Here is a 26,115-nt window from a genome sequence, read left to right as displayed (position 1 = left end):
ATTTTCGGACTTTCATATTGTTTTTCCATCATATTTGGGGGTGAATTATGCGTTTTAAAGCGGTTGCCGCGGCGGCTGTTCTCGCCGCCGGCGTGGCCGGCATTGTCCAGGCGGCTGACGTCAGCGGGCAGGGTGCCAAGGATCTATTCGGCAATCTGACCTATTTCCTGCCCGATGATATCGCCAGGAGCGGCGGCATTTCGGTAAAGCCGGTCAGTGCTCACTATGAGGTCACCTATGACCTGCAGAAGCTTTTCGACAAGCTGAACGTGACCGGTTTCGATATCAGCGGCTTGAAGCCGTTGGCGCTGCTTGCGACGCCGCTGGATAGCGGCCTCTGGGATATCGAAGGCAACAACGCCTTTGACGTGACGGCGCGCTCGAAGCCCGGCAGCGGTCCCGACACCGAATTTCGCTATGCGCTGGCCTCCTCGAATTTCAAGGGCGTGTTCGACCCTGCGCTTCACTATCTGCGTTCGATGGATATGAAGGGCAGCGGCATCACCTTCGCCACCAAGACCACCGACAATGGCGTCCAGAAGAACGACGCCACGATCGACAGCATTGGCTATACCCTGTCCTCGTCCGACAGCGGCGAGCCGGGCAGGCTCGATATCAAGATGAGCGGCGGCCTGCAGTCGCTCTACGACAAGATCTCGTCCGACAGCACGGCGCTCGGCGAAATCAAGGTCGCGGCGATCGATTTCAATGCCAGCGCGACCAAGCTGCCGTTGAAGGCGGTGAATTCCCTGCTGCATTTTGTCTCGGAACATAAGGACCAGAAGACCCTCTCCGACACCGACAGCCTGGCGTTGAAGGCCCTGCTGATGGATGCGATGCCGATCGTCGGTTCGTTCGACGAGTCGGTCGCCATCAAGGACATTGCGGTCACCACGCCGCTCGGCGATGGCGGCCTGCAGAAGCTCGGCTATTTCTTCAAGGTTGCGGGACCGTCCAATGCGATGAACGCCGATTTCGGACTGAGTGCCGAAAAGCTCACCCTGGCCTCGGGCCTGGTGCCTGAAGACTATATCGCCTTCATCCCGGATGCCGCCGATGTTCAGCTACAGGTGCCGAACCTGAACTTCTCCGCTCTGATGGACGTCTTGCGGCAGACCGATTTCAAGGTTCCGGACAACAATACGGCCATGGATGCCAAGTTGCAGCAGGCCATGTTCCCGGATGGGACGATGACCATCAACTTTCCGAAAATCAGCGCCGTCTCGGGTCTTTACGATGTCGAGGCCTCCGGCAGCATGCGCGGCTGGCTGAACGAGAAGGACCGCGTGTCCATGAAGATGACGGTCCTTGCCCGCGATCTCGACAAGACGATTGCCGCCATTCAGGAGGCCGCCAAGACGAAGACCGATCTCGCTCAGCTTTCCTTCGGCCTGATGATGGCCAAGGGCTTCGCCAAGACGGATGCGGACGGGCGTTCGCGCTGGGAGATCGATCTTTCCGACGACGGTGGCGTGAAGGTCAACGGCCAGGTCATCAAGTAAACGGCTTATCCCGCTCACCCAGGTATGAACACAACCAATGCTTGTGTATGACGCGTGTATTTCGCTCCAATATAGAGGCTGGATGACGAGAGCCTGTTTCCGACGCGCTTGACAACAGGCTCTTCGCTCGCACCCGCCACGAACGCAGTGGCTCTCGCTGAGATTAACCACCTTCCGGCGATATGCTATATAGTTGCAACCGAACAGGAGGGGGGGTGGGTATGTCGAGTTTCCGAAATGCAGTTGTCTCTTTGCCTGGCAATGAGCGCATAGCAAGAACGCCTTTTGGTGCAAAAATCGTTATCCATGCCACGGCCACCGAGACTGGAGGCGTATTCGGCCTGTGGGAAACCTTCACTCCGCCAGGTCATGGCCCGGCCCCCCACACTCACACGCGAGAGACCGAAGTATTTCGGGTAATCCATGGGCTCTATCGAGTCCAATGCGGTGACGAGGAGTTCGACGCGCCTCCAGGAACCGTCGTCGTTCTGCCACCGCATGTGCGACACAGTTGGCGAAATATAAGTGACGAACCTGGCCAAATGTTCGGCACGGTCACCCCAGGAGGGTGCGAGCAATTGTTTATAGACATCGAAGCTTCTTGTGCCGACACTCCCGAAAAAATAGCGGTGATCGAAGCGCGTCTCGGGATCATCAACGATATGACGCTGGCTCTCGGATTGGGAGGTTAGGATTCACGCTAACTGACTATAGTGCGCCAGGGGCCAGAAAAGGCCACCGATGGGAGCTGCTCCCAACTATTGAAGAATTGCCTGTGGACACAACTGCCCCGATAACGACTTGGCGCGACTCTGCGTGGAAAATCTGATCAATTGTTGTTGGCATCGACAACGCCTGCCCCGCAAAGAAACAACCAGTCATTGCCGCCAGCGACAGATTTTCCCTCGGTTTCGGCTTCTGCTTTTGCACAATCACTGGGGAACCTGTGCGAAAGGGGTAAGCCTTTCAAATAATCAATCCGAAGTCAGAATGCGATCATGTTTGTTCTGAGGCCGCTCGGCCAGCGTTCGATCTCTCTCCTGTGGGCCGGTCAGGTGCTGGCGGCCACAGGTTCCGAATTTTACATGGTCGCAGTCGTCTGGATCGCGGCGGACTTCATCGGCAGGAATGCGGGATATGTTTCCGCGTTGCAGTCCGGCGCGCTTCTGTTCGGCAGTCTCTTCGGCGGCATCGTCACGGATCGTTGGCGTCACAGCACCACGATGATCACAGCCGATCTCGTGCGTGCAGCTCTGTTGCTGACGTTGTCGCTTGCCGGCCTTCTGCATCTGATGAGCCTGCCGCTGCTGATGGTGCTTGCCGGATGCATTGCATTGCTGACCTCGACATTCGACCCGTCGCTGCAGGCGACCCTGCCGACGATTGCCGTCGATCCCGATGTTCGGCATGCAACCAATGGCCTGTTCGATGCCACACGGCGCATGGCGCGCATTCTCGGTCCGAGCTTGATTGCACTGGTGAACGGCTTTCTGCCGAAGTCGCAGTTTTTTACTGTCACTGCAGCTACCTTCTTGCTGTCGGCGCTCGCCGTCTGGCTCGCGGTCGCGAAATTCCCGGCTGCGCCGCGGCGTCGCGATTTTTCCGGAACGGCTGCCGTGATAGATGGTGTCCTTGGCGGATGGCGGGTGGCTCGGGGTCATGCGGCGATCCTCTATGGCTTATTCACCAACCTGATGGGAAACATTGCCTGGGCAATGGGAATTCTGCTCGGGATGATCTTGCATCTGCGCGAAACCAGTGCCGATCCTCTGACGGATTACGGCTTGATGATGACGGCTTACGGTGTCGGTAACCTGACGACCAATCTCATTCTCAGCAGCATCAAGCCCCGCCGGCCTGTTGTCTGGATTATCGCGGCAAAGCTAATTTTCGGGGCAGGGGTGTTCCTGCTGCCGCTGATGCACGACCGGATGTGGCTGATGATCGTCGCGTGCTTCGCGGCAATCAACGGTCCTTTCGAAAATCTCGCCATGCTGCATCTGATGCAGACGCGCAGCGAACCGCATCGCCTGGCACAGGTCTATCGTCTGCTGATGTGCGCTATTTTCACCGGCTTGTTCGTGGCTTATCTCATGTCGCCGAGCCTGTTTGCCTGGTTCGGCATCGGGCCTTCGATCATGGGTGCGGGGGCGGCTGTGTTCGCCTCGGGTCTTGTCGGGATTGGCTTGCTGGCATGGAGGCAGACGCATCCGTCCGCAGCGAAGACCGCCTGAGAATGCTTGGCCGCTTCAGTCGAACAGGCTCGAGACCGATTCTTCCTGGCTGGTGCGGTTGATGGCTTCGCCGATGAGGCCGGCCGTAGTGATGACGCGGATATTAGGCGCCGATTGCACCGCGGTTGTCGGCTGAATGGAATCGGTGATCACCAGTTCCTTCAGCTTCGAGTTTACCACACGGGTCACGGCACCGCCCGAGAGCACGCCATGCGTGATGTAGGCGGTGACGCTTGCCGCGCCTTGTGCGAGCAGGGCATCGGCCGCGTTGCAGAGCGTGCCGCCGGAATCGACGATATCGTCAATCAGCAGGCAGTCTTTTCCTTCCACGTCGCCGATGATGTTCATCACCTCGGATTCGCCCGGGCGGTCGCGGCGCTTGTCCACGATCGCCAACAGACAGTCGAGACGTTTGGCAAGGGCGCGGGCGCGCACGACGCCACCGACGTCGGGCGAGACAACCATGACGTTGCTGATGTCGTAATTGGCCTTGATATCACGGGTCAGCACCGGAATCGCATAGAGATTGTCGGTCGGGATATCGAAGAAGCCCTGGATCTGGCCTGCGTGCAGGTCGAGCGTGAGAACACGGTCGGCACCAGCCTCGGTGATCAGATTGGCCACCAGCTTGGCCGAGATCGGCGTGCGCCCAGAGGCGCGGCGATCCTGGCGGGCATAGCCGAAATAGGGGATGACTGCGGTTATGCGCCGCGCCGACGAGCGGCGCATCGCATCGATCATGATCAGCAGTTCCATGAGATGATCGTTGGTCGGAAACGACGTCGGCTGCACAAGGAAGACATCCTCGCCGCGCACGTTTTCCTGGATCTCTACGAAAATCTCCTGGTCGGCGAACCGGCGGACGCTAGCCCTTCCCAAGGGAACATTGAGATAATTGCAGATCGCTTCGGCAAGGTGCCTGTTCGAATTGCCTGCGAAAACCTTCATCTTGGCCCGCCTGTTACCAACCTGATAGCCGCGCTTTTAACCGCCTTGCACTCGAATGCAAGGGGGAGACGCGCGATACCTTTCATATTTCTGAAAAGCTTGTGGCTATCCACCGTTGGAATTGCGCCAGGAATTGAATTCCGACATGGTTTTGGAGGCAATTTTCTGCATGACGGCCGGCGGAACGGCCGTCCACGGGTCGCCGCGCTTCAGCGGTGCGCTTTCCGCCCCCTGGATTCGGTGCAGGCGGTTGCCGGCATTGTCCAGCACGTCCCAGACATAAGTCACGGAGATTTGTGGCCCATCCTCGAAGGCGGAGAGGTAGCCCTTCAAAATATAGCTCGCGCTTGCGTCGCTGGAACTCTTGATCGTCAGGCCGAGCGAGCGGGCATCCGCGCCAAGCTGACGCGATAACGGGGTGACGGCGTCGACGGGCGCGCCGATGATCGGCAGAAAGCGAATGCTGTTGCCGCCGGGGGCGGCGGCGGGCGGCAGCGATGCCTGCTGTTGCTGTTCAGGCTGTTGATCGTCGGCGGCTTGCTGCTGCGGTTGCGGTTGCGGATCTTCCGAGAGGCGCCGGTCGGCCTCGCTCTGCTCGTCGGTTTGCGACGTCTGCGTATCGGCCGGGGCGACGGAGGCGGTGCGGCCATCATCGAGCGGGCGGGAGGCATAAGGATTGTTGCCGTTTGATTTCAGCGCCGACGCCTGATCGTCGAGCGTGCCGCTGCCGCCATAGCTCTGCGGTTGGTACCCTTGTTGATCGGCCTGCCGCCGGTAACTGTAGCTGTCCTGCGTGGTTTGATAGCTCTGGCCGGCTTGTGGCGCCGAGGCCATGCGCTCGACTTCGCGTTGGGTAACCGGATTGGAGCTGACGTCGCCGATCGCTTCCGGTGGCGTCAGGGCGTCCGTAGTGTTGCAGGCGGAGAGCGCGAGGCAGAAGCCGGCGACAGTCAATATTGTCCTGACCAGTCCCATTTGCGCGATCCTTTCCCTCGACGGTCTCTCCGTTCAGGATCGCTATATTACGCCGCTAACGGTTAAGAAATTCGAGCGGGTGGCGGGATAGGGCTTTCGGGGCTTGCGACGTCGTCAGATAGGTCTGTCCGAGGGTCATGGCGGTGCCGCTGTCGGAATCCATGATGATCATGTGCACGAAGAGAGACATATTCTCCTCGATCTCCTGCGGATTGCCAATATGGAACATTTCGTGCTCCATCCAGGACGGAGAAAAGCGGGCGCCGAGCGAATAACCACAGGCATTCAGCCGGTGGCGCGAAAGCCCGCGTTCGTCCATGACCTTGGCGTGCATGTCGAAAACATCGCCGAAGCTGTGGCCAGGCGTCAGGATCGTTTCGATCGCCTGCAGCGTCTCCAGGCAGGCACTGTATAGCTCGCGGTGGCGATGACTGGGATTGCCGATGACGACCGTGCGCATCATGGCGGCATGGTAGTGGGCATCGACGCCGGCCCATTCGAGTGTCAGCTGGTCGTCGGCGTCGAGCTTGCGGCGGCCGGCCTTGTAGCGGCAGAGCAGGGCCTCGGCGCCGGAACCGATGATGAATTCGTTGGCGGGATAGTCGCCTCCGCCGGAAAACACCGCGCCCTGCATGGCGGCCAGAATATCGGCCTCATCCGCACCGGGCTTGATCAGCGCCAGGGCGGCGTCCAGGGCCTCATCGGCGAGGGCGGCAGCGCGCTCGACATGGCCGATCTCCGCCAGGCTCTTGATCAGGCGCAATCGGCCGACGAGATAGGAGGCATCGACGATCTGGCCGAAACTGGCAAGCTGGTGGTCGAGCAGGCGGGCGATGCGGCCGGTCATGCCATGCGTATCGTATTCGATGCCGATGCGGGCACCGAGAAGGTCGAGATCGGATAGCAATTCCTTGAGATCGAGCGTCGGATCGGCATTGACGCGATCGACCCAGATACGGATATCGGAAATGACCGAAGTGAGCTGCGCCTGACGAAGGTCGGCGGAGCGCGTCAGGAGCGTCATCGATCCATCCGCCTTGACCACCAGGGTCTGAAAGAAGCAATAGCCGAAGGTATCGTAGCCCGTCAGCCAATACATGCTCTCCTGCGCGAAGAGCAGCATGGCGTCGAGCTTCTCCTCCTGCATCTTGGCGAGCAGTCGAGCCAAGCGTGGACCAAATTCGCTGCGTTCGAAATGCAAGGCCATATCAAGCTGCCTCCCCGATGGCGATGGCGGAAATCTGCCGGCCGTAATCCGGCTCCTTCGCATGTGTGGTGCGGCGATAGGAGAAAAAGCGGTCGGGATCCGGATAGGTACAGAGATTCAGGCTTTCGGCTGTCACGCCTGCCTTGCGCAGGCGATCGACGGTCAGGGCCGGCAGGTCAAACATGGCGTGGCCGGCCCGTTCCGATGACGTGAAATATCTGGCGTAGCCTGGGTCGTGGGCAAGGAAGCGATCGACGAATTCCGGGCCGACCTCGTAGCTTGCCCGGCTGATGGAGGGGCCGAGGCAGGCAACGATTGCCTCACGCCTTGCGCCGAGCGCCACCATCGCGTCGATGGTGTTTTCCAGCACGCCGGTCAGCGCTCCCTTCCAGCCGGCATGCGCGGCGCCGATAACTAGATTTTCCGGATCGGCGAAGAGGATGGGGCCGCAATCGGCGGCAAGAACGCCAAGCACGATGCCTGGCGTCGCCGTCACCATTGCGTCGGCCTGCGGGCGGCTGCCGTCATAATGCGCGTCAATGGTGACGACATCGGGGGAATGAATCTGATGCACGGTGGCAAGCCGCTCCACGGGAAGGCCGAACCAATGGGCGACGCGGCGGCGGTTTTCCCGCACATGCTCGCGATTGTCGTTTGAGCTGAGGCCGACGTTCAAACCACGATAGAGGCCTTCGGAAATGCCGCCGGCGCGGGTGAAATAGCCATGGCGGATGCCGGCAGCCTCGGCGGCGCTCAGCAGCGTGCTTGCAATTGGTGTCGGCAACACAGCGTTCCTTGATTGCGGTTTAGCTTGTCGTGCGATGAATAACGCAGCCGCGGCGAAGCAGTTCGATTTGGCCGGGATGTTGGCCCACCCCGGCGCGGCCTGTCAATCCGCAGGATCGATGGTTATGGTTCAGCTGACAGGACGAAAGGGCAGGAGGTCGATCGCCGGACTGGAAACCGCGAGCACCTTGAAAAGCTCTCCCATCTTGCCTTCACCGGCGCCGGCCAGCCTCTCTACGGCGACGCGGATATTCTCCTGAGTTGCGACATCGCGATCGCGTCCGAGAGCCGCTGCTCGTTCCAGCAATCCGAGCCCGATCAAGAAATCTCCCTGGTGACAGCATCCGTTGATGTGCATGCCGGACGCGAGCGCCGTTTGCGCCAGATGCTGAAAATCGACATGGCTGGTAAGGTCGGCTTCGCCGGGATGTTCCAACGGCGGGTCGTATTCATGCATGCGCACGGCCTGCAGCGTGTCGCCAAAGCCCGTCGTCATGTGGCCGTAGTCGATGGCGAGCGCGGTGCCGCCATGGGCGGCCAGCCTGTCGCAGATCGTCGTCATGACGGCCTGGCGGGCTGGCGCGACTTCGAAAATCATACCGAGCGGTGGAAGGGCGCCCTCTGGAAGAAGCGCCGGATCAAGGGTGGCGACGCCGGTGGCGAAGGTCAGCTCGTCGTCGATATCAAGGCCGACCGCGCGCTCGCGGAAGCCGTTGGCGGTGCGAACGAACTGGCGGATGGGGATGGCATCGAAAAGTTCGTTGGCGGCGAGCAAAGTAAAACCATCCGGCACTTCGCCGAAATCCGTATGCCACGAGACTTTTGCGCCATAAGGCTCCAGGGTCTGCTGCTGAAATCCTTGCAAACGCTCGCTGGTCTCGACCAGATGGACCGTCATGGCCTCATAGAGCGGCGGCGCCAGCTTGCTGATGACACGCAGCATGTCCGATATCATCGTGCCGCGACCAGGGCCGATTTCGACAAGACGCACATCGGCCGGCGTTCCGTGACGCTGCCAAGCGTGCACCATGAAGACGCCGATCATCTCGCCGAAGAGCTGGCTGATCTCAGGTGCGGTAACGAAGTCGCCGGATTGGCCGAAGGGTTCGCGCGTTTTATAATAGCCGTGCGCCGGATCGGCGAGACACAGCGAAAAATAGTCCGTGATGCTCAGTGGCCCATTCGTACGGATGATGGCTTTGATCTTTTCACCGAGCGCCGTCGTCATTCTCTGCTTTCGCTAGTGCATGGCCTTGAAAAGCGGGGCTTTCGAAAGGGTCATGCGATATTAATCTTCAGCTCAAGCCGTCTGCCTGGTTGCTGCCTGGCGGGCGCGGACAACTGCCCACAGGCCGATGGCAACCATCGGCAGCGACAGCACCATGCCCATCGTCAGCCAGTTCGTGCCGAGAAGATAGCCGAGCTGCTCATCAGGCTGACGGAAGAATTCGACAAAAATACGCGAGAAAGCGTAGCCGATCACAAAAATACCGCTGACCGTGCCGGGTTTCTTCAGCGCCAGAGCCCAACGCGTGAGAATGAAGAGTACGAGGAAGAGTAGGATGCCTTCGATACCCGCTTCGTAAAGCTGGCTCGGATGGCGCGGATCGGGACCCGCGGGGCAGATGCCATTGTGTGCCGCGATCACGTGCGGGCTGCAGAATACCATCGCCCAGGGGACATCGGTGGCCCGGCCCCAGAGCTCGCCATTGATGAAATTGGCGATGCGACCAAAGAAGAGGCCGACAGGCGCGACGGCGGCAACGATATCGAACAGGCTCCACGCCGGGATCTTGTTACGTTTTGCGAATAAAATCATGGCGATGGTCGTGCCGATCAATCCACCATGGAAAGACATGCCGCCGTTCCAGACTTGAATCGCGCGGATCGGATCGGCAAGCACCGGATCGAGATCGTAGAACAGGATATAGCCGATGCGGCCGCCGAGAACGATGCCGAACGCAACCCAGAGGATGAAATCATCCAGATGCTGGCGCGTCATCGGCGCTGTGTCGTTCAGCCAGAGCTTGCTGTTGTCGACCAGGCGTCTTGCATAGAACCAGCCGAGCAGGATGCCCGCCACATAGGCGAGGCCATACCAGTGAATCGAGAGCGGGCCGAGAGAAACCGCAACCGGATCGATATCCGGAAACGGCAGGATGGCGGCGAGATTGGCGGATGTCAGCAAGATCGTCAGGCCCGTTGTCGCATGATTCCCAAAAAGCACTGCGCCATTTCGGGACAAGAACATGCTAAATCCAAATGTGCGCGGAACATGGCGCTCGCTGTCGAAACGGTCAAGTCGATTATTGCTGTGTCCTTTATCGCAGGTCCGGTTGTCCCGTTCTATCTCAATTTGCTTGCATCGGCCTCTTGGAAATCTTACCTCAACAGTATCTGGCCCCACATCGATGCCCGTCTGTTTTCGGGCCGACGGCCGCAAGGAGATTGCTATGAGCACTGGACCGAACCGTATCTTGGATGAATTCGCCAAGCTGATGACCGATGCCGCCGGTGCTGCCCAGGGCGTGCGCCGGGAGATCGAGACGGCTTTCAATGCGCATGCCGAGCGTTGGCTGAACAGCCTGGACATCGTCAAGCGCGAGGAATTCGAGGCCGTTCGCGAGATGGCGATCAAGGCGCGTGACGAAAACGAAGCGCTGCTCGCGAGAATCGAAGCGCTCGAGGCAAAGCTGGCCTCCAAGGGCAAATGAGCACAATCTTTCGCTGTTGACCGGCGCGGCACCCGTTTGCCGCGCTTTTTTCTCTGAAAATATTCAGCTGTTTTTCCACCTGTGGACATAGGCAAAAAAGCCAATCGTCAGAGTCGGTTATGACTCCCTTCTGAATAGACGTCGGAAGAGCTGTCCACAGTGCCGTTTCCAAAATCGATCTTCAGGGGCTGGCATGCCGGGCATGCCGCTATACACTGATTTTAAATGATGATTCGAAACGGACTTGGTAAGCTCCGGGCAGGGTGGACGCGTTAGTCTGGCAGCCGTTCAACATCATCCCGAGGATGTTTCCGGAGTAAAGCGGGTTGCGTTCTTTCAGTGTTGGACCACGAGAAAACTGCATTCGTTCCGGTCAAGAAGGTGCTGCATGAGCCTGATGGAAATGGAAGTCGAACGACAATCGAATCCGGTTGACATGATCGAGTTCGTGGCCGCCAACAATGATTGGTCGTTCGAACGGTCCGGCGAAGATGAACTTGCCATGACCGTCGAAGGGAAGTGGACCGATTACCACATCTCCTTCTCCTGGATGGAGGAATTCGAGGCGCTGCATATCGCCTGTGCTTTCGACGTCAAGGTTTCGGAGCCGCGCGTCAACGAGGTGATCAAGCTGCTGTCCTGTATCAACGGGCAGGTGCTGATGGGGCACTTCGACCTCTGGCGCCAGGAGGATATCGTAATTTTCCGCCAGTCGCTCTTGCTGTCCGGCGGTGCGGAGCCCACGAACCGACAAGTGGAAGTGCTGCTTTCCAACGCGCTTGACACCTGCGAGGCATACTATCAGGCTTTCCAGTTCGTGGTGTGGTCCGGTCTTGAGGCCAACCGCGCCATGGAAGCTGTGCTTTTCGAAACGGTAGGCGAAGCGTGACATGACAAGTCAACAGTCCGCCAGTGCTTTTGCATCCACGGGGCCGATCGTGTTGATCGGCGCCGGCAATATGGGCGGCGCGCTGTTGACGGGATGGCTGAAGAATGGCGTGCCGGGATCTTCGGTGATCGTCGTCGATCCCAATCCATCCGAGCCGATGCGAAAGATGATTGCGGATGCCGGAGCGAGCCATGTCATCGGCATTCCCGCCGGCGTGACTGCGGGTGTGCTCTTCGTTGCCGTCAAACCTCAGGTCATGGATGCGGTGCTGCCGCCGCTCAAGGCTGCGGTGGGCGCAGATACTGTCGTCGTGTCGATCGCGGCCGGCAAGACGCTCGCCTCGCTCGAGAAGCATCTGGGCGAGGCGGCGATGGTGCGGGCCATGCCCAACACCCCTGCCATGGTCGGGCGTGGAGTGACCGGCGCCTTCGCGAATGCCAGGGTCGGCGAACGGCAAAGGCAGCTGGTTCAGAATCTCCTGAAAGTGTCCGGTCCGGTCGAGTGGGTGCCGGGCGAAGCCGATATCGATTCGGTGACTGCGGTCTCGGGCAGTGGACCTGCCTATGTTTTCTATCTCGTCGAATGCATGGCGGAAGCGGGCCGGAAGCTCGGTCTGCAGGCGGACCTCGCCATGCGGCTTGCACGGGAAACTGTCGCGGGGGCTGGTGAATTATTGCATCAGTCCCCCGACGACGCTTCGCGTTTGCGGCAGAACGTGACCTCTCCGGGCGGGACGACCGCCGCGGCGCTGGGTGTTTTGATGGCAGAAGACGGCATGCAGCCCTTGTTCGATGCGGCGCTGGAAGCGGCACGCAAGCGGGCGCAGGAGCTGGCCGGTTAAGTTTTCGACGAAAAGGGCAGAGGCATGACGGAAGAGATCACCTATGGCGATTTCGAGCGGGTGGATATCCGCGTCGGGACGATCATCGAGGCGGAGACCTTTCCGGAAGCGCGCAAGCCGGCATACAAGCTGCGGATCGACTTCGGGCCGGAGATCGGCATCAAACGCTCCTCCGCGCAGATCACCGTGCACTACACGCCGGAAACCCTTATCGGCCGGCAGGTATTGGCCGTCGTCAACTTTCCTCCGCGTCAGATCGGCCCGGTGCGCTCCGAGGTCCTGACGCTCGGGTTCGAGGATGAGGCCGGTGCGATCGTTCTTGCCGCGGTGACTCACGCGGTGCCGAACGGCAAGAGGATGATGTGAGCTTGACCTTCTCCCCTCGGGGAGAAGGTGCCCGAAGGGCGGATGAGGGGGGCGGAGCAGAGCGACGCGAGCCTTGAACGGCAGGCGAAAGGCATTCCTCCTGACGGTGCAATGCCGCCTCAACCTGTGCTGTCGCGCGTCCTTCTCCCCGCTGGGGAGAAGGTAGTCCGTTAATGGATATCCCTTGATACTGGATCGGTCAGGCTGAAATCGAGGAACTCTGCCTCGAAGCCTTCGCGCTGCGGCGAGCAGAAGGCGGGGCCGATCGATACCTCCTCCAGCGTCGGATCGAACCAGGCAAGCCTTGCCATGCGCCATTCGTTCATCCGATCGATGCGATACTGGATGAAGAGAGCGTCACCGTTGCGCGTCACCCGCGCAGACATGGCATCGAATTCGTGGTCCAGCCGAAAGGCGGACCAGTCGGAATTGCCATTGGTGACGACGACGCTGAAATGCCTGGCGCCATCGGTATATTCGATCCCGCATTTCATCCAATGCCAGGCGTCATGGCGGATCATCAGGCCCGCCTGATCGTAAAGTTCGCGGTAGTGCCCGACGAAGGTCACTTCGGCGGTAAAGTCGCCACGGCGGGATGCGCCGAGAAAATGGCCGTCGTCGCGATGGAAGCCATAATAGGTTTCCTGCCAGAAGTCGGTTTTGTTTCCGGAGCGTACGAACAGCCGCCCCTGGTTCACTTCCCACATGGGCGGCGCATTCAGCCAGTGCATGTTGTCGATGTCGATCGGCATGCGATGCCTCCCTCAGGCCGGAATGCGGATGGTGGCGCGCAGGCCGCCGAGCGGACTATCGCCAAGCGTGACGTTGCCGCCGTGGCTGCGGGCAATGTCGCGGGCGATGGCAAGGCCGAGGCCGGTGCCGGATTTGTCGAGATTGCGTGCCTCGTCCAGCCGGAAGAAGGGTTTGAAGACATCCTCGCGGGCACCGACTGGAATGCCGGGGCCATCGTCATCGAAGATGATCGTCAGCCATTTGGCGCTATGCTTGGCCTCGACGCGCAGGCTCTTGGCGTAACGGCGCGCATTGGTGGCAAGATTGGTCACCAGGCGGTTAAAGGCATTCGGACGAACGGAAATCTGGTTGTCGCCTTCGATCGAGAAATCCATGGACTTGCCATGCAAGGAAAAGTCCTGCTGGATCTTCTCGAGAATGTCGCTGAGCTTGAACTGGCCGACATCTTCTTCCGCTTCGCCGCGCGCGAAAGCCATATAGCCCTCGAGCATGCTCTGCATGTCCTCGACATCGTCATTGAGACCGAAGAGATCCGGATTGTCGCCGACGAGGGCGAGCTGCAGCTTGAAGCGGGTGAGTACCGTACGGAGGTCGTGACTGACGCCGGAAAGCATCGCGGTGCGCTGCTCGATCTGACGTTCGATGCGTTCTCGCATCAGGATGAAGGCGAGGCCGGCTCGACGGATCTCATCGGCGCCGCGCGGTGAATAGTTTTCCAGCCGCTGACCTTTGCCGAAGCTTTCTGCTGCCTGGGCCAGCGCCTGAATCGGTCGGATCTGACCCCTAAGGAACAGGACGGCGATGCCGATCAACACCAGGGAAGTGCCGACCATCCAGAGGATGAAGATATGGGTGTTGGAGGCATATGTCTGGCTGCGCTTGGCAAAGACCCGCAGCACCTTATCGGGCAGCTTGACCCGGATCTCGACCAGGCTGGAGTTTCCGACCGTATCGATCCAGAAGGGCAGGTTGATCTGGTCGCGGATTTCGTCGCTCAGAATTCCATCCAGGATGGAGAAGAAGGGCTTTTCGCGCGGGGCCGGCAACTCGCCGCCCGGTTCGATCGAGATGGCGAGGTCGAGCTTCTGTCGCGCGATCTGCGTAATGGCCGAATAGTCGGCGTCCTGGGGATAGGTCTCAATGACTGTTATGATGGCGGCGATGTCACGCGTGGTCGCCATGGACAATCGCTGCGTCACCATCTGCCAATGACGCTCCATGAAGACGACGGTCACGACCGCCTGCAGGATGATCATCGGCAGAATGAAGATCAGCAGCGACCGGGCATAAAGGCCCGTCGGCAGCACATTCCGGCGCAGCCAGCGCGAAAGCCACCGCAGACCGTTGGACGGCGTGTGATCCTGGTCGCGCCTGATCGAATCGAATGTCACCATCGCCGCTGATCCTGGAGAGCCGATCTTCTCAGTCTATGCTAAGGCGGTAGCCGATGCCACGCACCGTCTGCAGCCAGATGGGGTTGGCCGGATCGTCTTCGATCTTGCGGCGCAGCCGGTTGATTTGTACGTCAATGGTCCGTTCGCCGACTTCGGCATCGCCGCCGATGAGCTCGTGGCGGGGGATCGTCTCGCCGGCGCGCTTGGCGAAGAGCAGCATGATCTCCTGCTCCCGATCGGTCAGGCGGATGATCTCGGCAGACTTCTTGAGCTCCTTGCGGGTCAGCGAAAACGTGTAAGGCCCGAACATGACGAGCTCGATTTTCGGGGAATCGGCCGGCGTGTTGCGACGAAGGATGTTGTTGACGCGCAGCACCAGTTCGCGCGGATCGAACGGCTTCGGCAAATAATCATCGGCACCTGCTTCGAGGCCAGCTATGCGGGAATCGGCTTCGGCAAGCGCCGTCAGCATGATGATCGGGATGTTCTTAATGGCCCGCAGGCTCGATGTCAGCGCGATACCGGATTCGCCGGGCATCATCACGTCCATGATGATGAGATCGAAATCAAGCCCCTCCAGCTTGCGGCGCGCCTCGGCTCCGTCGGCAGCGGCCGTCACGCGGAATCCCTTCTCCATCAGATAGCGGTTGAGAAGGGCGCGGATGCGCGTATCGTCATCGACGACCAGAAGGTGCGCCGCATCGTCCGAAATAGCTGTTTTCGTCGTCATTCCATCCGTCTCGATCTTGTCCTACCCAGTGATTGAGGTGATCCATTCCGAACCGGCCCCGCGGTCGGAACTGCCGTCACTTCTCAGTCTGCATTCCCCTCAGGAACCGTTTCACGCTTTCGCGCGTCGCTTCCGATGCGCCTTCGAATGCCCGTTCAATACGGCGCGATTGCGGCTCAGCCAGCGCCAACGCCAGATCTCTGCCCGCCTGCGTCGGATAAAGCTTACGCTGCCGACGGTCTTCCGGGCCGGCGACCTGACGAATATACCCTGAATCGATCAATTGTTTGAGAACCCGCGCCAAACTCTGTTTGGTGATCTTCAAGGTTTCCAGAAGGTCCGCAACCGTCATGCCGGGTTCGCGGTTAACGAAATGAACGACGCGATGATGGGCACGTCCGAATCCGCTCTTGTCCAGGATCTGGTCCGGATCCGACACGAAGTCGCGATAGGCGAAGAAAAGCAGCTCGATGATCTCGAAATCGATGATTCCCGCATTCCGCATGGGCGTTGCCAGCAGCTCCATCTTTGCCGCACTCTGGCTCGTCTGTCGTGACACCCTGGCATTTCCTTTCCTATTTTGGAGCATTCGGGAAACTTACGCAAAAATATGTCAGCTTTATTGACGCATTTTTACGCCGCTGGTCGCTCCCGCGCAATCTTGCTTGGCCCGGACGGTGTGGCCCCATCTGAAAATTAAGCCCGGCCTCGCAAAACTCCAAATATATCTTGCATTTCCCTTTGGTGCCTCACGGGCTGGAGCCTAGCTGAGGCAACAATCAATTGCCATGGTGTAATGGCGTCAGGACACAATGTGGGGCTCTTGCGGGCACTATGGCGAGAGGATGGGTATCTCCGTCAAGCACAACGCTATCAACGTGGTGATTGCGATCCGGCGGCGCGCGGCCTTTTTCAAATCGGACGGCATCTGGTTCGATGTCGCCGGATACCGCCGCCGATCTCTAGATGATCTGCACATTTTGCAAACGGGCGGCTGAAACCGGCGCCATTCAGAGATGACGAGGCTCGATTATCGCGGTCCCGTGGCGGAGGTATCGTCCATTCCGAACCCTTCTGCGCTATCGAGCAAGGTTTCGCATAGGTCTGTGAAAGCCGGGCCTGTGATCCCGCCCGGCTTTCGCAGTTTCCGATCTCTGCTACTTACGGCCGAGGACCGCGCCGACGATTGCCGAGAGCACGCCGCCAGCGATCAGCGAGGATATGCCCTGTGCGATAAGGCCGGTAAGGGCTTCGCTGCCGATCAGATTGAGGATCAGACCGCCACCGAGACCGCCGACCGCACCGGCAATCGTTCTGGCGACGAGATTGATCCCGTCCTGCTTCAACACAGCGCTCGCGGCGTTGCCGCCGATCGCGCCGGCTATCAGTTGAGTGATGATAGGCCCTAGACTTTCCATGATTGCCCTTCTCCCATTGTTCCGGAAGACGCTTCCGGATGCCCTCTCGTCGCGCCCCGGATCGATGCCAGGGAGCGGCGATAATCCTCAGTGACATTAGGATTACATCATGCACCGACCGGTGGAAATAGAAAGGCAACTCAAACGGGAGAATTCCCTAATAATTTCAGGGGAAATCGGCTTTGAAGGCATGCGGCCATCTGGCCGCATGCGAATTTCGCCATCTTGTTTCGATTCGAAGGCCGAATCAGCGGTAGACGTAGACGATACGCCGGGTGCCCGGATCGACCAGGACCGGCTGACGGTTCACTTCGACGTAGCTATATTGATAGTTGGGGATGCGGTGGACCTCGACGCTCTCTGGGAGAGTTGCACCGACGGCGACATCGTCATCCAACTGGACGGTATCGACCGGATTTTCGTCGATATAGGTTCGAATCTCGCCCGGTGGTGTGATTGCAACGACATTGCCGCCGTTCTGATCGACGCGGCCGACCAATTCATCATTCGGGTCGGGCTGCACGCTGCCGGTCTTGACGGAATCGGTTTGCTCGTAAGTGACGGTCGGAACACCCAGGTCGTCCCGGTGATCCTGGACCACTACCGACGTGCCATTTTGTTCGACGCTGAGATACTGGGCGTAGACCCAGCCTCGCATGCCGTTGACGTCGACCCGGCACCAGCGGCTGCCTTCGATGCAGCCATCCAGCGTGGCTTCGGAGCCGCGCGTCGCGACGCCTACCGTCGGAAATTCCGCGCCGGGACCCGAGCGCACCTCAATGTCGGTGGCGGTGGTTGCGGACATGTCGGCCTGTGCCAGGCCGGCACTACCGACGAGAACGAAGCCGGCCAGCAGCAGATTTCTCTTCAAGGACATTGGTTTTCTCCTTCTGCGTCAAAAGACCTAGGCTCAACGTTTCCGGCGCTTCAGTGTTCCGAGAGGCATGGCCGCGTTGCGCTGCTTGTCGGCGAAATCTGAAATCGGTGGGGGCTGTTTTGCCGATTGTTTGCAGCTATACCGGCAGCACGACCATCAAACAGACGAGGCGCTCATGGGCATGCTCCAGGCCGGCATCATTCCGGTGACCCCCTTCGAACAGAATTGCACCATCCTGTTCGATCCGGAGACGAAGGAGGGGGTGGTGGTCGATCCCGGCGGCGATGTCGACATCATCCTGCAGACAGTGCGCGAGAATGGCATCACCTTGAAGGCCGTCTGGCTGACGCATGGCCACATCGATCATGCCGGAGGCGCTGACGAAGTGCGCGAAGCGCTGGGCATCGAGGTCATCGGTCCGCACGAGGACGATCGGTTCCTGTTGGAGGACATCGAAGCCAAAGGCAAGATGTTCAACATCGCAGGCGTACGCAACGTGGTGCCAGACCGTTTTCTTGAGGAAGGCGACAAGGTCGCCTTCGGCGAGCATGAGTTCGAGGTTTTCCATTGCCCCGGGCATGCGCCAGGCCATGTCATCTATTTCAATCGAAAGCAGGGGTTCGCCCATCTCGGCGACGTGCTGTTCAGCGGCTCGATCGGTCGCACCGACTTGCCCGGCGGCAATCACCAGCAGCTGCTGGAGTCGATCCGCGACAAGGTCTTCCCGCTCGGCGACGAAGTGGGCTTCATCTGCGGTCATGGCCCAGGCAGCCGGATCGGCGACGAGCGCCGCACCAACCCTTTCCTGCGCGGACTGTGAATCAAAAAGCGCCGCTCGATGGCCCAGCCACTAACCTGAATGTGGAAGCGCAGGGCTGCGTGAAGCTGTACCCGTTTCAACGCCAAACAACGGCGCATTTCCTGTGTCGGAGATTTTTGGGAAGCCCCAATGGAAACTAAGAGCCGACAGCAGCCATTGCGTGCGAAGGTAGTTTTTGGCAACTTATCTTTTTAGGGACTATTTCCGGGGTTTGGTGTGCATCGAAAAAACTTTAGTTTTGGTCGCGGGCTCATATTGTCCGTCGCATTGCTTTCGATAAGGGGGGAAGCTTTCGCAAGCGATTTCGCTAAGAATGAAGAGGTCCGGAAGGTATTAAGAGAGCAAGGCGATAATGGCAGGACAGCCCGGCCAGTCTAGCATTACGCTTACTTCCCGACAGCTTCAGCAGGAAATCGGTATCGCAATTTCCTTTTAGCACATGGATATCAAATCGACCGTGAGGCGAATGAAGGTTCGCGACCGAGACCTTGGTCGATCACGTTCTCCAAGGTGCAAGCTCCGAACGATATCGACTATGAGACGGAGCTTCTCGATGCTGATGCAGTTAATAACGGCGGCGAATATGACGGTTGGGAAACAGACGTTAACCCTGGTCCGTGACCACACCGGGCCGACGGCGGTCATGGTTCAAGATGTGGGAACCGTAAGGTTTTGAGCGGTTCCTCATTTAGGTTAGTGGCTGGGCTCGATGGCGGCGCTTTTTTCCAATGATACGAGCAATCGTTCGGGATCAGTCGGCCGTGCAGAAGTGGCGCATGCCGTCATAGCCGACATAGGTGCCGCTGCGGCCGTCGAAGCTTCTATAGCGATCGTAGCAATAACGCATCCATGACGAGGACCACGGGCGCAAGCCCCCAGCGGATGGAGGCGCGTAATAGCTGACATCCCGCTCGACATAGACGCGGCGCGGCGGGGCGCGATAGTAATAGGGCGGGGGCGGTGCATCATAGTCGGGCTCGGCATAGACCGGGCCGGGCTCGACATAGCGCGGCTGGCTGGCGATAGCCGAGCCGACGATCAGGCCGGTGGCGAGGCCGGCAGCGCCGATCGCCCAACCATCGCGGTCGCGATGACGCCAATATTCATCTGCCGAAGCAGCACTGATGGACGTCAGCGTCAATGCCGCGGCCATGGCGGACATGACGAGCGATTTGCCGAGTATGGTCATTAGTCTATCCTCTACCGAGAACGGGACGACTGCAATTCCCGCTCTTTCATGTCAGGCAGACTATACGCAACAAACTGAATGCAGACTGAATGACAAAACCCGGCATCGCTGCCGGGCCTCAACTCGAATGATAGCCGTAAGACGTATCAGCCGGCAATCTGGAGATTGACGGCCTTCGGTCCCTTGCCGCGGCGATCCGGTTCCGTGTCGAAGCTTACTTTCTGGTTTTCCGACAATCCTGCCAGACCAGAAGCCTGAACTGCAGAAATGTGTACAAAGATGTCTGCCCCACCTTTGTCCGGTTTGATGAAACCGAAGCCCTTATCGGTATTGAAAAACTTTACAGTGCCAGTCTCGGCCATGCCTAAGGTCCTTTTCTCCCTGCCCGCCATCCACACGGGCAGCACTACTGTCTTGCCCTTGCGGGGCGCTTACAGGCAATTCTCGCAAATTGAAGGAAAAGGTCCCCTATACCTCGGCATGATCTTGATGCGATGTTCGCCACCCGCTTCTCGACCAAGCTGACCGGAATATTTAGCGTTCCCGGCGCGCAATTTTTTAGGACTTCCCATGCTCTAAAAATGCCCGAACAGCGTTGAGAGTGCTGTGTTTATTGGGAATTGGCAAGCAAAAGTTTTCTAACGCATTGGGGGGAGCACAGTACCGTAATGCGGGTGTGATAACGCGATTCGCAAATTTTCCCGCTTTGGGACAAGTTTCTAAGGTTTTTGCATCGTTTGCGATATAGTTTTGGCCTCATTTTCCCAAATGGCCGACGATAAACGCGTGTTTCAGATTGTTCGAAAAAAATTCAAAAAGTACGTTTGGGGACAGCCATAGCGAGCATTTTCAGGCCGATTTCACGCTGTGGCGCGGCGTCGACGGGCAAATTCCGGCACCAGTTCCACGGCCAACATCGCGGCGAACATCAAGGCGCAGCCGGCATAGCCGAGCGGCCCCATGGTCTCGCCCAGCAACAATGCGCCAAGCGAGGCTCCGAACAACGCCTCGGCGGACAGGAAAATCGCCGCCTGCGGCGCCGTCGTATAGCGCTGACCGATTATCTGCAGCGCGAAGGCAAGGCCGGATGAGAAGACGCCGACATAGAGGATTTCGCCGAGTGCTGCGCGAATATCGGCAATACTGATCGGCTCGATGGCAATTGCGACGGCAAGAGCAAGCACGGCCGTGACAGCGAATTGCGTGGCGGAAATACCGAGCGGCCGGCCGGTCTCATTGACGGCGGAGCCGGCAAGCGTGATCTGCGCGGCCCAGAAGAGCGCGCAGACAACGGTCAGAAAATCACCGATCGTCAGATGCGAGAGGGATCCGCCGGACAGGAGGTATATGCCGCCGAGCGCCATCAGGGCCGCCGGCCAGATGACCCAATGCGGCGAGCGGCGCAGAAAGATGACGGCGATCAGGGGCACGAAGACCACGTAAAGGCCGGTGATGAAGCTGGAGTTGGTGACGGTGGTGGTCAAAAGCCCGAGCTGCTGCGTCGCGGCTCCGCCGAAGAGCGCGATGCCGATCAGCAGGAAGGAGAGCCAGTTGCGATGCGTCAGCGGCTGCCTCACCTTTCTGTTTTCCATCCACACGAAGGGCAGGACGACCAGCGTGGCGACGGCGAACCGCAGGCCGATGAACCAGAACGGTCCGATCGACTTCATTGCCGTCGATTGTGCGACGAAGCCGCCGCCCCAGATCGCGGCAGCAAGCAACAACAACAAATTCGCCTGTATGCGAGACATCTGCATCCTGCGGGAAGGGAAAAACGAGTTGGGCGACCGTTAGCAGTTGCTTTTGCTCGGGGCAAGGGCGAACGGCAGCGCTTCTGGCTATCGCCTTGCTTTAGCTCGCTGTTCTTGAAACTCTCAGCAATGCGCCTTCGTCCTCGTCCGTCGTTATCAGGAGGGCGCCATCGGGAGCGACGGTGATGTCGCGCATACGGCCGAATTCGCTTTCGAACATGCGTTCCCGCTCGGTGATCTTGCCGCTGCCGTCACGGCTCAGGCGCGAAAGCAACTTGAATTTCAGCGCGGTGACCAGCAGGTCGCCGTTCCATTCGGGAAACATCTTGCCGCGATAGACGGCGATGGCACCGGGCGCGATCGAGGGGTCCCAATAGAAGAGGGGCTGCTCCATGCCTGCCTTTGCCATGCCGATGCCGATCTTCGTACCGGAATAATTGACCCCGTAAGAGATGATGGGCCAGCCATAGTTCTTGCCGGCTTCCGGCGTGTTGATCTCGTCGCCGCCCCTGGCGCCGTGCTCGGCCGTGTAGAGCTTGTTCGTCGCGGCATCGAATGTAATGCCCTGCGGATTGCGATGACCCTTCGACCAGATTTCCGGCAGGGCACTCTTGCCGTCCTTGAACGGATTGTCGGCGGGAATGCTTCCGTCAGCCTCGATATGAATGATGGAGCCGGCGTCGTCATGGAAATCCTGCGCGCGGTCCTGCGCGCCGCGATCGCCGAGGCTGATGAAGAGGCTGCCATCCCTGGCGATGGCTATGCGCGAGCCATACTGGATATTGCCGCGCGACAGCTTGTTCATCAGGAAGATGCGCTTCACATCGGTCAGTTGTTTTTCGTCCTGCGACAGTCTTGCGCGGAAGACCGCCGTACCGCTTCTGCCGTCGGCTGCCACGGAGGCGGTGAAGTAAAGGGTGCGATTGCTGGTGAATTTCGGATCGAGTTCCACATCCAGCAAGCCGCCCTGTCCGCGGGCATAGACCTCCGGCACGCCGGAGATGGGGGCTCCTACTTTGCCTTCGCGGATAGTCCGCATGCGGCCGGGCCGTTCGGTGACGAGATAGGTTCCATCAGGCAAGACTGCGACGGCCCATGGATGCTCAAGGCCGGTGGCGATCGTCTCGATTTTGACCGCTACTTTCTGCGTCTTGAAGGTTCGCGCAGGTTCGGCAAGCACCATGCTTGCCGACAGCAAGGCAGAAGCCACCAGGGCGATCGAAAATCCTGTTTTGCCAAATTGCATCTTCCCGACTCCCCCAATATCGCCGCTTCCGCAACGTGGGGCGGCCAATCTGCCGTTCAAGGTCGGGTATCGGGTCGATAACGTCTTTGTGTCCGCGAATTCGGCGCGCTCATCCGTCGATCCGTCGGCTTGTTTTGCGGGCGAGGGCTCCGACAGGGTGGTCAGGGCGGATCGCTGCGGGTTTGCGGGAAACGAAGGGCATGGGAAACCCTTTGTTTTATATTGGAAATTTCAACTCTCCTCAGAACTTGAATCAGGTGCTTCGCAAATCGATTCAACTTCGAGGGATGAGGATGTCGAGGCTTGCGCGGCGGATGAGGATCCGGATGTCAGGCGCTGCCTTGCGCCGTCGCCTCGAGATCGCCCGAAGACGACAAGGAAGACACAGCCCAAAAGCCATGAAATAACGTCACAGTGACGCCTTTCTGCTTGAAACTGCGGCCCATATTCGACATAGAGCTTAGCGCAGAAATCTGGTCCACAGGCTTTCTGCCCATTTCAACCGAATAGGACCGATCATCATGGCCTTTCTTGCCGACGCTCTTTCCCGTGTAAAGCCTTCTGCCACCATCGCCGTTTCCCAGAAAGCGCGCGAGCTGAAAGCAAAAGGACGCGACGTGATCGGCCTCGGCGCGGGCGAGCCCGATTTCGATACACCTGACAATATCAAGCAGGCCGCCATCGACGCCATCAATCGCGGCGAGACCAAGTACACGCCGGTTGCCGGCATCCCGGAATTGCGTAAGGCAATCGCCGCCAAGTTCAAGCGCGAGAACAATCTCGACTATGCTCCCGAGCAGACCATCGTCGGCACGGGCGGCAAGCAGATCCTGTTCAACGCCTTCATGGCGACGCTTAACGCCGGTGACGAGGTCATCATCCCGACGCCTTACTGGGTCTCCTACCCGGAAATGGTGGCGCTGTGCGGCGGCACGCCGGTGTTCGTCGCAACGACGCAGGCCAACAGCTTCAAGCTGCAGCCGGCCGACCTTGAGAAGGCGATCACGCCGAAAACCAAGTGGTTCATGTTCAACTCGCCGTCCAACCCGTCGGGCGCTGCCTATACGCATGCCGAGCTGAAGGCGCTGACGGACGTGCTGGTCAAGCATCCACATGTCTGGATCCTGACCGACGACATGTACGAGCACCTGACCTATGGCGATTTCAAGTTTGCCACGCCGGTCGAAGTCGAGCCGAGCCTTTATGACCGCACGCTGACGATGAACGGCGTCTCGAAAGCCTATGCGATGACCGGCTGGCGTATCGGTTACGCGGCCGGCCCGCTGCAGCTCATCAAGGCGATGGACATGATCCAGGGCCAGCAGACCTCCGGCGCGACCTCGATCGCCCAGTGGGCTGCAGTCGAAGCACTGAATGGACCGCAGGACTTCATCCCGCGCAACAAGAAGATCTTCGAAGGCCGTCGCGATCTCGTCGTGTCGATGCTGAACCAGGCGAAGGGTCTTTCCTGCCCGGTTCCGGAAGGCGCCTTCTACGTCTATCCGTCCTGCGCCGGCCTGATCGGCAAGACGGCTCCGACCGGCAAGGTCATCGAAACCGATGAGGACTTCGTATCCGAACTGCTGGAATCGGAAGGCGTTGCCGTCGTCCACGGCTCGGCCTTCGGCCTCGGTCCGAACTTCCGCATTTCCTATGCGACGTCGGAAGAGCTGCTCGAAGAAGCCTGCCGTCGCATCCAGCGCTTCTGCGGCGCCTGCAAGTAAGCAGTCGAAGACAAGTCAAATGAAAAGCCCGCCAGAGATGGCGGGCTTTTTGCTTTTTCCGGCTTCGATATAAGCTCATCAACTGATTCAAGTGCCTCGCGATTTGAATCCGCCTGCTGCCTCAAGTCTTTGAAATCAGAGTCAAAGTCCAAGCGCCGTCAGCATGATGAAGGTGGCGAAGAGGATGAAATGGGTCATGCCTTCGATGGCGTTGGTTTCGCCGTCGTTGAGGTTGATGGCGGCGGCAATCAGCGTGATCATGACCATGACTGTCTGCACCGGCGACATGGCCATGATGAAGGGCTGGCCGGTATAGAGCGCGATCGCCTCCATGACCGGCACCGTCAGGATGACGGTTGAAAGCGATGCACCCATGGCGATGTTGACAGTCGCCTGCATGCGGTTGCGCAATGCCGCGCGCAAGGCAGTCAGGATTTCGGGGGCCGCCGATATCGCTGCGACGACGATGGCGGCGATGGCCGGTGGGGCGCCCGTGCCCTTGAGACCGACATCCATGAAAGCCGCCATGAACTCCGCGAGCGCACCGATCAGCACGACGCCGATCAGGATCGTGACGATCGATGTGGTGGTGGACTCGTCTTCGTGATGCTCTTCGGCCGCGGCGAGCTTCTTCTCGGTGCGCGGATAGCTGTAGCTGAAGAAATAGCTGTGCTTGCCGACCTGCATGCGCAGGAACAGCGCATAGAGCGCGACCATCGCGACGATGGTGAAGGCGGAATAGTAGTGCCATTTCACATCGGGAATGAATTCCGGCACGATCATCGAAATACCCATGGCCGTCAGGATCATCACGCCGTAGGTCCTGCTGGAATCGTCGTTGTAGGGCTGCTCGCCATGTTTCAGTCCGCCGAGGAGGGCGGCGAGACCGAGGATGCCGTTGATGTCGAGCATGACGGCGGAGTAGATGGTGTCACGCACCAGTGTCGGCGAGCTTTCCCCACTCATCATGATGGCGAGGATGATGACTTCGACGGCGACGGCTGCCAGCGTCAGGATCATCGTGCCATAGGGGTCGCCGACTTTTACGGCAAGGGTTTCGGCATGATGCGCAACGCGCATGGAGGCCAGCACAATCGTCGCGATCAATGCAACGGCCGCGATCATCGATGCGGCTTGCCCCATTTCCAGCACGGCATGCTCGCCGACATAGGCGATGACGGCGATTGCCAATGCCACCAAGAGGGCTTTTTCCTGTCTAAGCCAGTTCGCTATGATCACGTTTCCAACCTTTGCGCCGATTCACGGTTGTACTCTAAATCAATGATTTCCCACATCAAGCTCGCATGCGAAGGTGAAATTTGCAGTCGAAGCCGTTTAATGGAATACTGGTTGGATAGGTCTGCCCAACTAAAAATGTCGCGGCATCCTCGAAACTTGTCAGAGATGCATGCGGCCCGCCGGCTACGTCCGGTCCTAAGGTCTTGGCAGATGAGCAGGAGGATCTGAATGGTCAAGGTCGTATACGAAATCGTGCCGCATGATGGTGGATGGGCATATCGTTTCCGCGATGTCTATTCGGAAGCATTTCCGACACATTCCGAGGCGGTGGAAGCAGCCAGGATTGTCGCGGCCGAACAGCAGGTCGGGGGTGACTCGGCCGAAATCAGCTGGCAGGACGAAAGCGGCAAGTGGCATGAGGAATATGCCGATGGCGGCGACCGGCCGGAAACGGAAGTCATCGATGGCCAGATGCACTTCCCGCCGGTGGATACGGCTCCCGGAGCTTAGAA

Annotated in this window: 28 protein-coding genes and 1 pseudogene; 12 read left to right on the top strand and 17 right to left on the bottom strand. The window is 59.2% G+C overall.

The window, feature by feature from the left end; genetic code table 11:
- Nucleotides 1-47 precede the first annotated feature (47 nt).
- From JTP94_RS32110 to JTP94_RS32100, 3 genes are all read left to right on the top strand, one after another.
- Entirely contained in the window at nucleotides 48-1,502 is a 1,455-nt protein-coding gene (locus JTP94_RS32110) for a hypothetical protein (protein ID WP_204854404.1), read from the top strand.
- Nucleotides 1,503-1,723: 221 nt separating this feature from the next.
- A complete protein-coding gene (locus JTP94_RS32105) occupies nucleotides 1,724-2,194 on the top strand; it encodes a cupin domain-containing protein (RefSeq protein ID WP_204854858.1) in 471 nt (156 codons plus the stop codon).
- Between the two features lie 306 nt (nucleotides 2,195-2,500).
- Entirely contained in the window at nucleotides 2,501-3,736 is a 1,236-nt protein-coding gene (locus JTP94_RS32100) for an MFS transporter (RefSeq protein WP_204854403.1), read from the top strand.
- A gap of 15 nt (nucleotides 3,737-3,751) precedes the next feature.
- Here the strand turns inward: JTP94_RS32100 and JTP94_RS32095 are convergent, their stop codons facing one another.
- From JTP94_RS32095 to lgt, 6 genes are all read right to left on the bottom strand, one after another.
- On the bottom strand, nucleotides 3,752-4,684 hold the full coding sequence (locus JTP94_RS32095; protein WP_204854402.1) for a ribose-phosphate pyrophosphokinase: 933 nt from the start codon (nucleotides 4,682-4,684) through the stop codon (nucleotides 3,752-3,754).
- A 105-nt stretch (nucleotides 4,685-4,789) separates the two neighbouring features.
- Entirely contained in the window at nucleotides 4,790-5,659 is an 870-nt protein-coding gene (locus JTP94_RS32090) for a hypothetical protein (protein WP_204854401.1), read from the bottom strand.
- Between the two features lie 55 nt (nucleotides 5,660-5,714).
- Entirely contained in the window at nucleotides 5,715-6,866 is a 1,152-nt protein-coding gene (locus JTP94_RS32085) for a Xaa-Pro peptidase family protein (protein ID WP_204854400.1), read from the bottom strand.
- Nucleotide 6,867: 1 nt separating this feature from the next.
- Complete coding sequence (gene pgeF, locus JTP94_RS32080) at nucleotides 6,868-7,650, bottom strand: peptidoglycan editing factor PgeF (RefSeq protein ID WP_204854399.1); 783 nt, start codon at nucleotides 7,648-7,650, stop codon at nucleotides 6,868-6,870.
- 132 nt (nucleotides 7,651-7,782) lie between these two features.
- On the bottom strand, nucleotides 7,783-8,880 hold the full coding sequence (locus tag JTP94_RS32075; protein ID WP_204854398.1) for a class I SAM-dependent methyltransferase: 1,098 nt from the start codon (nucleotides 8,878-8,880) through the stop codon (nucleotides 7,783-7,785).
- Between the two features lie 72 nt (nucleotides 8,881-8,952).
- Entirely contained in the window at nucleotides 8,953-9,840 is an 888-nt protein-coding gene (gene lgt, locus JTP94_RS32070) for a prolipoprotein diacylglyceryl transferase (RefSeq protein ID WP_204854857.1), read from the bottom strand.
- A gap of 265 nt (nucleotides 9,841-10,105) precedes the next feature.
- On the opposite strand from lgt, the gene JTP94_RS32065 reads away from it, so the two are divergent.
- The 4 genes from JTP94_RS32065 to JTP94_RS32050 all read left to right on the top strand — a co-directional run bounded on the left by JTP94_RS32065 (nucleotide 10,106) and on the right by JTP94_RS32050 (nucleotide 12,462).
- Nucleotides 10,106-10,366, top strand: coding sequence for an accessory factor UbiK family protein (locus JTP94_RS32065; protein ID WP_204854397.1), 261 nt, complete (start codon nucleotides 10,106-10,108; stop codon nucleotides 10,364-10,366).
- 388 nt (nucleotides 10,367-10,754) lie between these two features.
- A complete protein-coding gene (locus tag JTP94_RS32060; RefSeq protein ID WP_204854396.1) occupies nucleotides 10,755-11,255 on the top strand; it encodes a YbjN domain-containing protein in 501 nt (166 codons plus the stop codon).
- A 1-nt stretch (nucleotide 11,256) separates the two neighbouring features.
- Complete coding sequence (gene proC / locus JTP94_RS32055) at nucleotides 11,257-12,096, top strand: pyrroline-5-carboxylate reductase (protein WP_204854395.1); 840 nt, start codon at nucleotides 11,257-11,259, stop codon at nucleotides 12,094-12,096.
- Nucleotides 12,097-12,120: 24 nt separating this feature from the next.
- Entirely contained in the window at nucleotides 12,121-12,462 is a 342-nt protein-coding gene (locus tag JTP94_RS32050; protein ID WP_204854394.1) for a tRNA-binding protein, read from the top strand.
- 170 nt (nucleotides 12,463-12,632) lie between these two features.
- On the opposite strand, the gene JTP94_RS32045 is transcribed toward JTP94_RS32050, so the two are convergent.
- The 4 genes from JTP94_RS32045 to JTP94_RS32030 form a co-directional block, all read right to left on the bottom strand.
- On the bottom strand, nucleotides 12,633-13,214 hold the full coding sequence (locus JTP94_RS32045; RefSeq protein ID WP_204854393.1) for a DUF1349 domain-containing protein: 582 nt from the start codon (nucleotides 13,212-13,214) through the stop codon (nucleotides 12,633-12,635).
- 12 nt (nucleotides 13,215-13,226) lie between these two features.
- Nucleotides 13,227-14,609 (bottom strand): ATP-binding protein, encoded by a 1,383-nt coding sequence (locus JTP94_RS32040; protein ID WP_204854392.1) that lies wholly within the window; start codon nucleotides 14,607-14,609, stop codon nucleotides 13,227-13,229.
- A 28-nt stretch (nucleotides 14,610-14,637) separates the two neighbouring features.
- On the bottom strand, nucleotides 14,638-15,339 hold the full coding sequence (locus tag JTP94_RS32035; RefSeq protein ID WP_034504088.1) for a response regulator: 702 nt from the start codon (nucleotides 15,337-15,339) through the stop codon (nucleotides 14,638-14,640).
- 76 nt (nucleotides 15,340-15,415) lie between these two features.
- A complete protein-coding gene (locus tag JTP94_RS32030) occupies nucleotides 15,416-15,898 on the bottom strand; it encodes a MarR family transcriptional regulator (protein WP_204854391.1) in 483 nt (160 codons plus the stop codon).
- A gap of 286 nt (nucleotides 15,899-16,184) precedes the next feature.
- Between JTP94_RS32030 and JTP94_RS32025 the strand changes: the two genes are divergently transcribed.
- The gene (locus JTP94_RS32025) at nucleotides 16,185-16,337 is read left to right on the top strand and encodes a hypothetical protein (protein ID WP_204854390.1); all 153 of its coding nucleotides are present in this window, start codon (nucleotides 16,185-16,187) and stop codon (nucleotides 16,335-16,337) included.
- 159 nt (nucleotides 16,338-16,496) lie between these two features.
- Here the strand turns inward: JTP94_RS32025 and JTP94_RS32020 are convergent, their stop codons facing one another.
- Together JTP94_RS32020 and JTP94_RS32015 are read right to left on the bottom strand one after the other, a co-directional pair.
- On the bottom strand, nucleotides 16,497-16,757 hold the full coding sequence (locus JTP94_RS32020) for a hypothetical protein (protein ID WP_034504091.1): 261 nt from the start codon (nucleotides 16,755-16,757) through the stop codon (nucleotides 16,497-16,499).
- A gap of 247 nt (nucleotides 16,758-17,004) precedes the next feature.
- A complete protein-coding gene (locus JTP94_RS32015; protein WP_204854389.1) occupies nucleotides 17,005-17,634 on the bottom strand; it encodes a DUF1236 domain-containing protein in 630 nt (209 codons plus the stop codon).
- 175 nt (nucleotides 17,635-17,809) lie between these two features.
- Here JTP94_RS32015 and JTP94_RS32010 point away from each other — a divergent pair, with 175 nt between their 5' ends.
- Both JTP94_RS32010 and JTP94_RS36105 read left to right on the top strand, forming a co-directional pair.
- Nucleotides 17,810-18,454 (top strand): MBL fold metallo-hydrolase, encoded by a 645-nt coding sequence (locus JTP94_RS32010; protein WP_034504093.1) that lies wholly within the window; start codon nucleotides 17,810-17,812, stop codon nucleotides 18,452-18,454.
- A 390-nt stretch (nucleotides 18,455-18,844) separates the two neighbouring features.
- Nucleotides 18,845-19,075 (top strand): annotated as a pseudogene (locus tag JTP94_RS36105) (ribonuclease E inhibitor RraB); the annotation flags it as partial.
- 130 nt (nucleotides 19,076-19,205) lie between these two features.
- On the opposite strand, the gene JTP94_RS32000 reads toward JTP94_RS36105, so the two are convergent.
- The 4 genes from JTP94_RS32000 to JTP94_RS31985 form a co-directional block, all read right to left on the bottom strand.
- Complete coding sequence (locus tag JTP94_RS32000; protein ID WP_204854388.1) at nucleotides 19,206-19,643, bottom strand: BA14K family protein; 438 nt, start codon at nucleotides 19,641-19,643, stop codon at nucleotides 19,206-19,208.
- Between the two features lie 146 nt (nucleotides 19,644-19,789).
- Nucleotides 19,790-20,005 (bottom strand): cold-shock protein, encoded by a 216-nt coding sequence (locus JTP94_RS31995; protein ID WP_004116423.1) that lies wholly within the window; start codon nucleotides 20,003-20,005, stop codon nucleotides 19,790-19,792.
- 498 nt (nucleotides 20,006-20,503) lie between these two features.
- Entirely contained in the window at nucleotides 20,504-21,394 is an 891-nt protein-coding gene (locus tag JTP94_RS31990; RefSeq protein ID WP_204854387.1) for a DMT family transporter, read from the bottom strand.
- 100 nt (nucleotides 21,395-21,494) lie between these two features.
- Nucleotides 21,495-22,640 carry a PQQ-dependent sugar dehydrogenase gene (locus tag JTP94_RS31985; protein WP_204854386.1) on the bottom strand — a complete coding sequence of 382 codons (1,146 nt, stop codon included), beginning with the start codon at nucleotides 22,638-22,640 and terminating at the stop codon, nucleotides 21,495-21,497.
- Between the two features lie 521 nt (nucleotides 22,641-23,161).
- Between JTP94_RS31985 and JTP94_RS31980 the strand changes: the two genes are divergently transcribed.
- Nucleotides 23,162-24,364, top strand: coding sequence for a pyridoxal phosphate-dependent aminotransferase (locus JTP94_RS31980; protein ID WP_204854385.1), 1,203 nt, complete (start codon nucleotides 23,162-23,164; stop codon nucleotides 24,362-24,364).
- A gap of 141 nt (nucleotides 24,365-24,505) precedes the next feature.
- On the opposite strand, the gene JTP94_RS31975 is transcribed toward JTP94_RS31980, so the two are convergent.
- Nucleotides 24,506-25,603, bottom strand: a complete 1,098-nt coding sequence (locus JTP94_RS31975; RefSeq protein WP_204854384.1) for a calcium:proton antiporter — start codon at nucleotides 25,601-25,603, stop codon at nucleotides 24,506-24,508.
- Nucleotides 25,604-25,831: 228 nt separating this feature from the next.
- Between JTP94_RS31975 and JTP94_RS31970 the strand changes: the two genes are divergently transcribed.
- The gene (locus tag JTP94_RS31970) at nucleotides 25,832-26,113 is read left to right on the top strand and encodes a DUF2188 domain-containing protein (RefSeq protein ID WP_037194647.1); all 282 of its coding nucleotides are present in this window, start codon (nucleotides 25,832-25,834) and stop codon (nucleotides 26,111-26,113) included.
- Nucleotides 26,114-26,115 lie beyond the last annotated feature (2 nt).

Origin of the sequence: Martinezella lusitana (genome assembly GCF_016901135.1) — a bacterium.
Lineage (GTDB): Bacteria > Pseudomonadota > Alphaproteobacteria > Rhizobiales > Rhizobiaceae > Rhizobium > Rhizobium lusitanum_D.
This window is presented reverse-complemented; position numbering and strand designations above follow the sequence as displayed.

Coding starts and splice junctions, on each gene's coding strand:
- JTP94_RS32020 (WP_034504091.1), bottom strand. CDS start 16,757: ATGGAAAGTCTAGGGCCTATCATCACTCAACTGATAGCCGGCGCGATC.
- JTP94_RS31995 (WP_004116423.1), bottom strand. CDS start 20,005: ATGGCCGAGACTGGCACTGTAAAGTTTTTCAATACCGATAAGGGCTTC.
- JTP94_RS31970 (WP_037194647.1), top strand. CDS start 25,832: ATGGTCAAGGTCGTATACGAAATCGTGCCGCATGATGGTGGATGGGCA.
- JTP94_RS31985 (WP_204854386.1), bottom strand. CDS start 22,640: ATGCAATTTGGCAAAACAGGATTTTCGATCGCCCTGGTGGCTTCTGCC.
- JTP94_RS32085 (WP_204854400.1), bottom strand. CDS start 6,866: ATGGCCTTGCATTTCGAACGCAGCGAATTTGGTCCACGCTTGGCTCGA.
- JTP94_RS32075 (WP_204854398.1), bottom strand. CDS start 8,880: ATGACGACGGCGCTCGGTGAAAAGATCAAAGCCATCATCCGTACGAAT.
- JTP94_RS32060 (WP_204854396.1), top strand. CDS start 10,755: ATGAGCCTGATGGAAATGGAAGTCGAACGACAATCGAATCCGGTTGAC.
- JTP94_RS32010 (WP_034504093.1), top strand. CDS start 17,810: ATGGGCATGCTCCAGGCCGGCATCATTCCGGTGACCCCCTTCGAACAG.
- JTP94_RS31990 (WP_204854387.1), bottom strand. CDS start 21,394: ATGTCTCGCATACAGGCGAATTTGTTGTTGTTGCTTGCTGCCGCGATC.
- JTP94_RS32065 (WP_204854397.1), top strand. CDS start 10,106: ATGAGCACTGGACCGAACCGTATCTTGGATGAATTCGCCAAGCTGATG.
- JTP94_RS32110 (WP_204854404.1), top strand. CDS start 48: ATGCGTTTTAAAGCGGTTGCCGCGGCGGCTGTTCTCGCCGCCGGCGTG.
- JTP94_RS32015 (WP_204854389.1), bottom strand. CDS start 17,634: ATGTCCTTGAAGAGAAATCTGCTGCTGGCCGGCTTCGTTCTCGTCGGT.
- JTP94_RS32025 (WP_204854390.1), top strand. CDS start 16,185: ATGGGTATCTCCGTCAAGCACAACGCTATCAACGTGGTGATTGCGATC.
- JTP94_RS31980 (WP_204854385.1), top strand. CDS start 23,162: ATGGCCTTTCTTGCCGACGCTCTTTCCCGTGTAAAGCCTTCTGCCACC.
- JTP94_RS32090 (WP_204854401.1), bottom strand. CDS start 5,659: ATGGGACTGGTCAGGACAATATTGACTGTCGCCGGCTTCTGCCTCGCG.
- JTP94_RS32000 (WP_204854388.1), bottom strand. CDS start 19,643: ATGACCATACTCGGCAAATCGCTCGTCATGTCCGCCATGGCCGCGGCA.
- JTP94_RS32100 (WP_204854403.1), top strand. CDS start 2,501: ATGTTTGTTCTGAGGCCGCTCGGCCAGCGTTCGATCTCTCTCCTGTGG.
- JTP94_RS32105 (WP_204854858.1), top strand. CDS start 1,724: ATGTCGAGTTTCCGAAATGCAGTTGTCTCTTTGCCTGGCAATGAGCGC.
- JTP94_RS32095 (WP_204854402.1), bottom strand. CDS start 4,684: ATGAAGGTTTTCGCAGGCAATTCGAACAGGCACCTTGCCGAAGCGATC.
- JTP94_RS32035 (WP_034504088.1), bottom strand. CDS start 15,339: ATGACGACGAAAACAGCTATTTCGGACGATGCGGCGCACCTTCTGGTC.
- JTP94_RS32045 (WP_204854393.1), bottom strand. CDS start 13,214: ATGCCGATCGACATCGACAACATGCACTGGCTGAATGCGCCGCCCATG.
- JTP94_RS32040 (WP_204854392.1), bottom strand. CDS start 14,609: ATGGTGACATTCGATTCGATCAGGCGCGACCAGGATCACACGCCGTCC.
- JTP94_RS32050 (WP_204854394.1), top strand. CDS start 12,121: ATGACGGAAGAGATCACCTATGGCGATTTCGAGCGGGTGGATATCCGC.
- proC (WP_204854395.1), top strand. CDS start 11,257: ATGACAAGTCAACAGTCCGCCAGTGCTTTTGCATCCACGGGGCCGATC.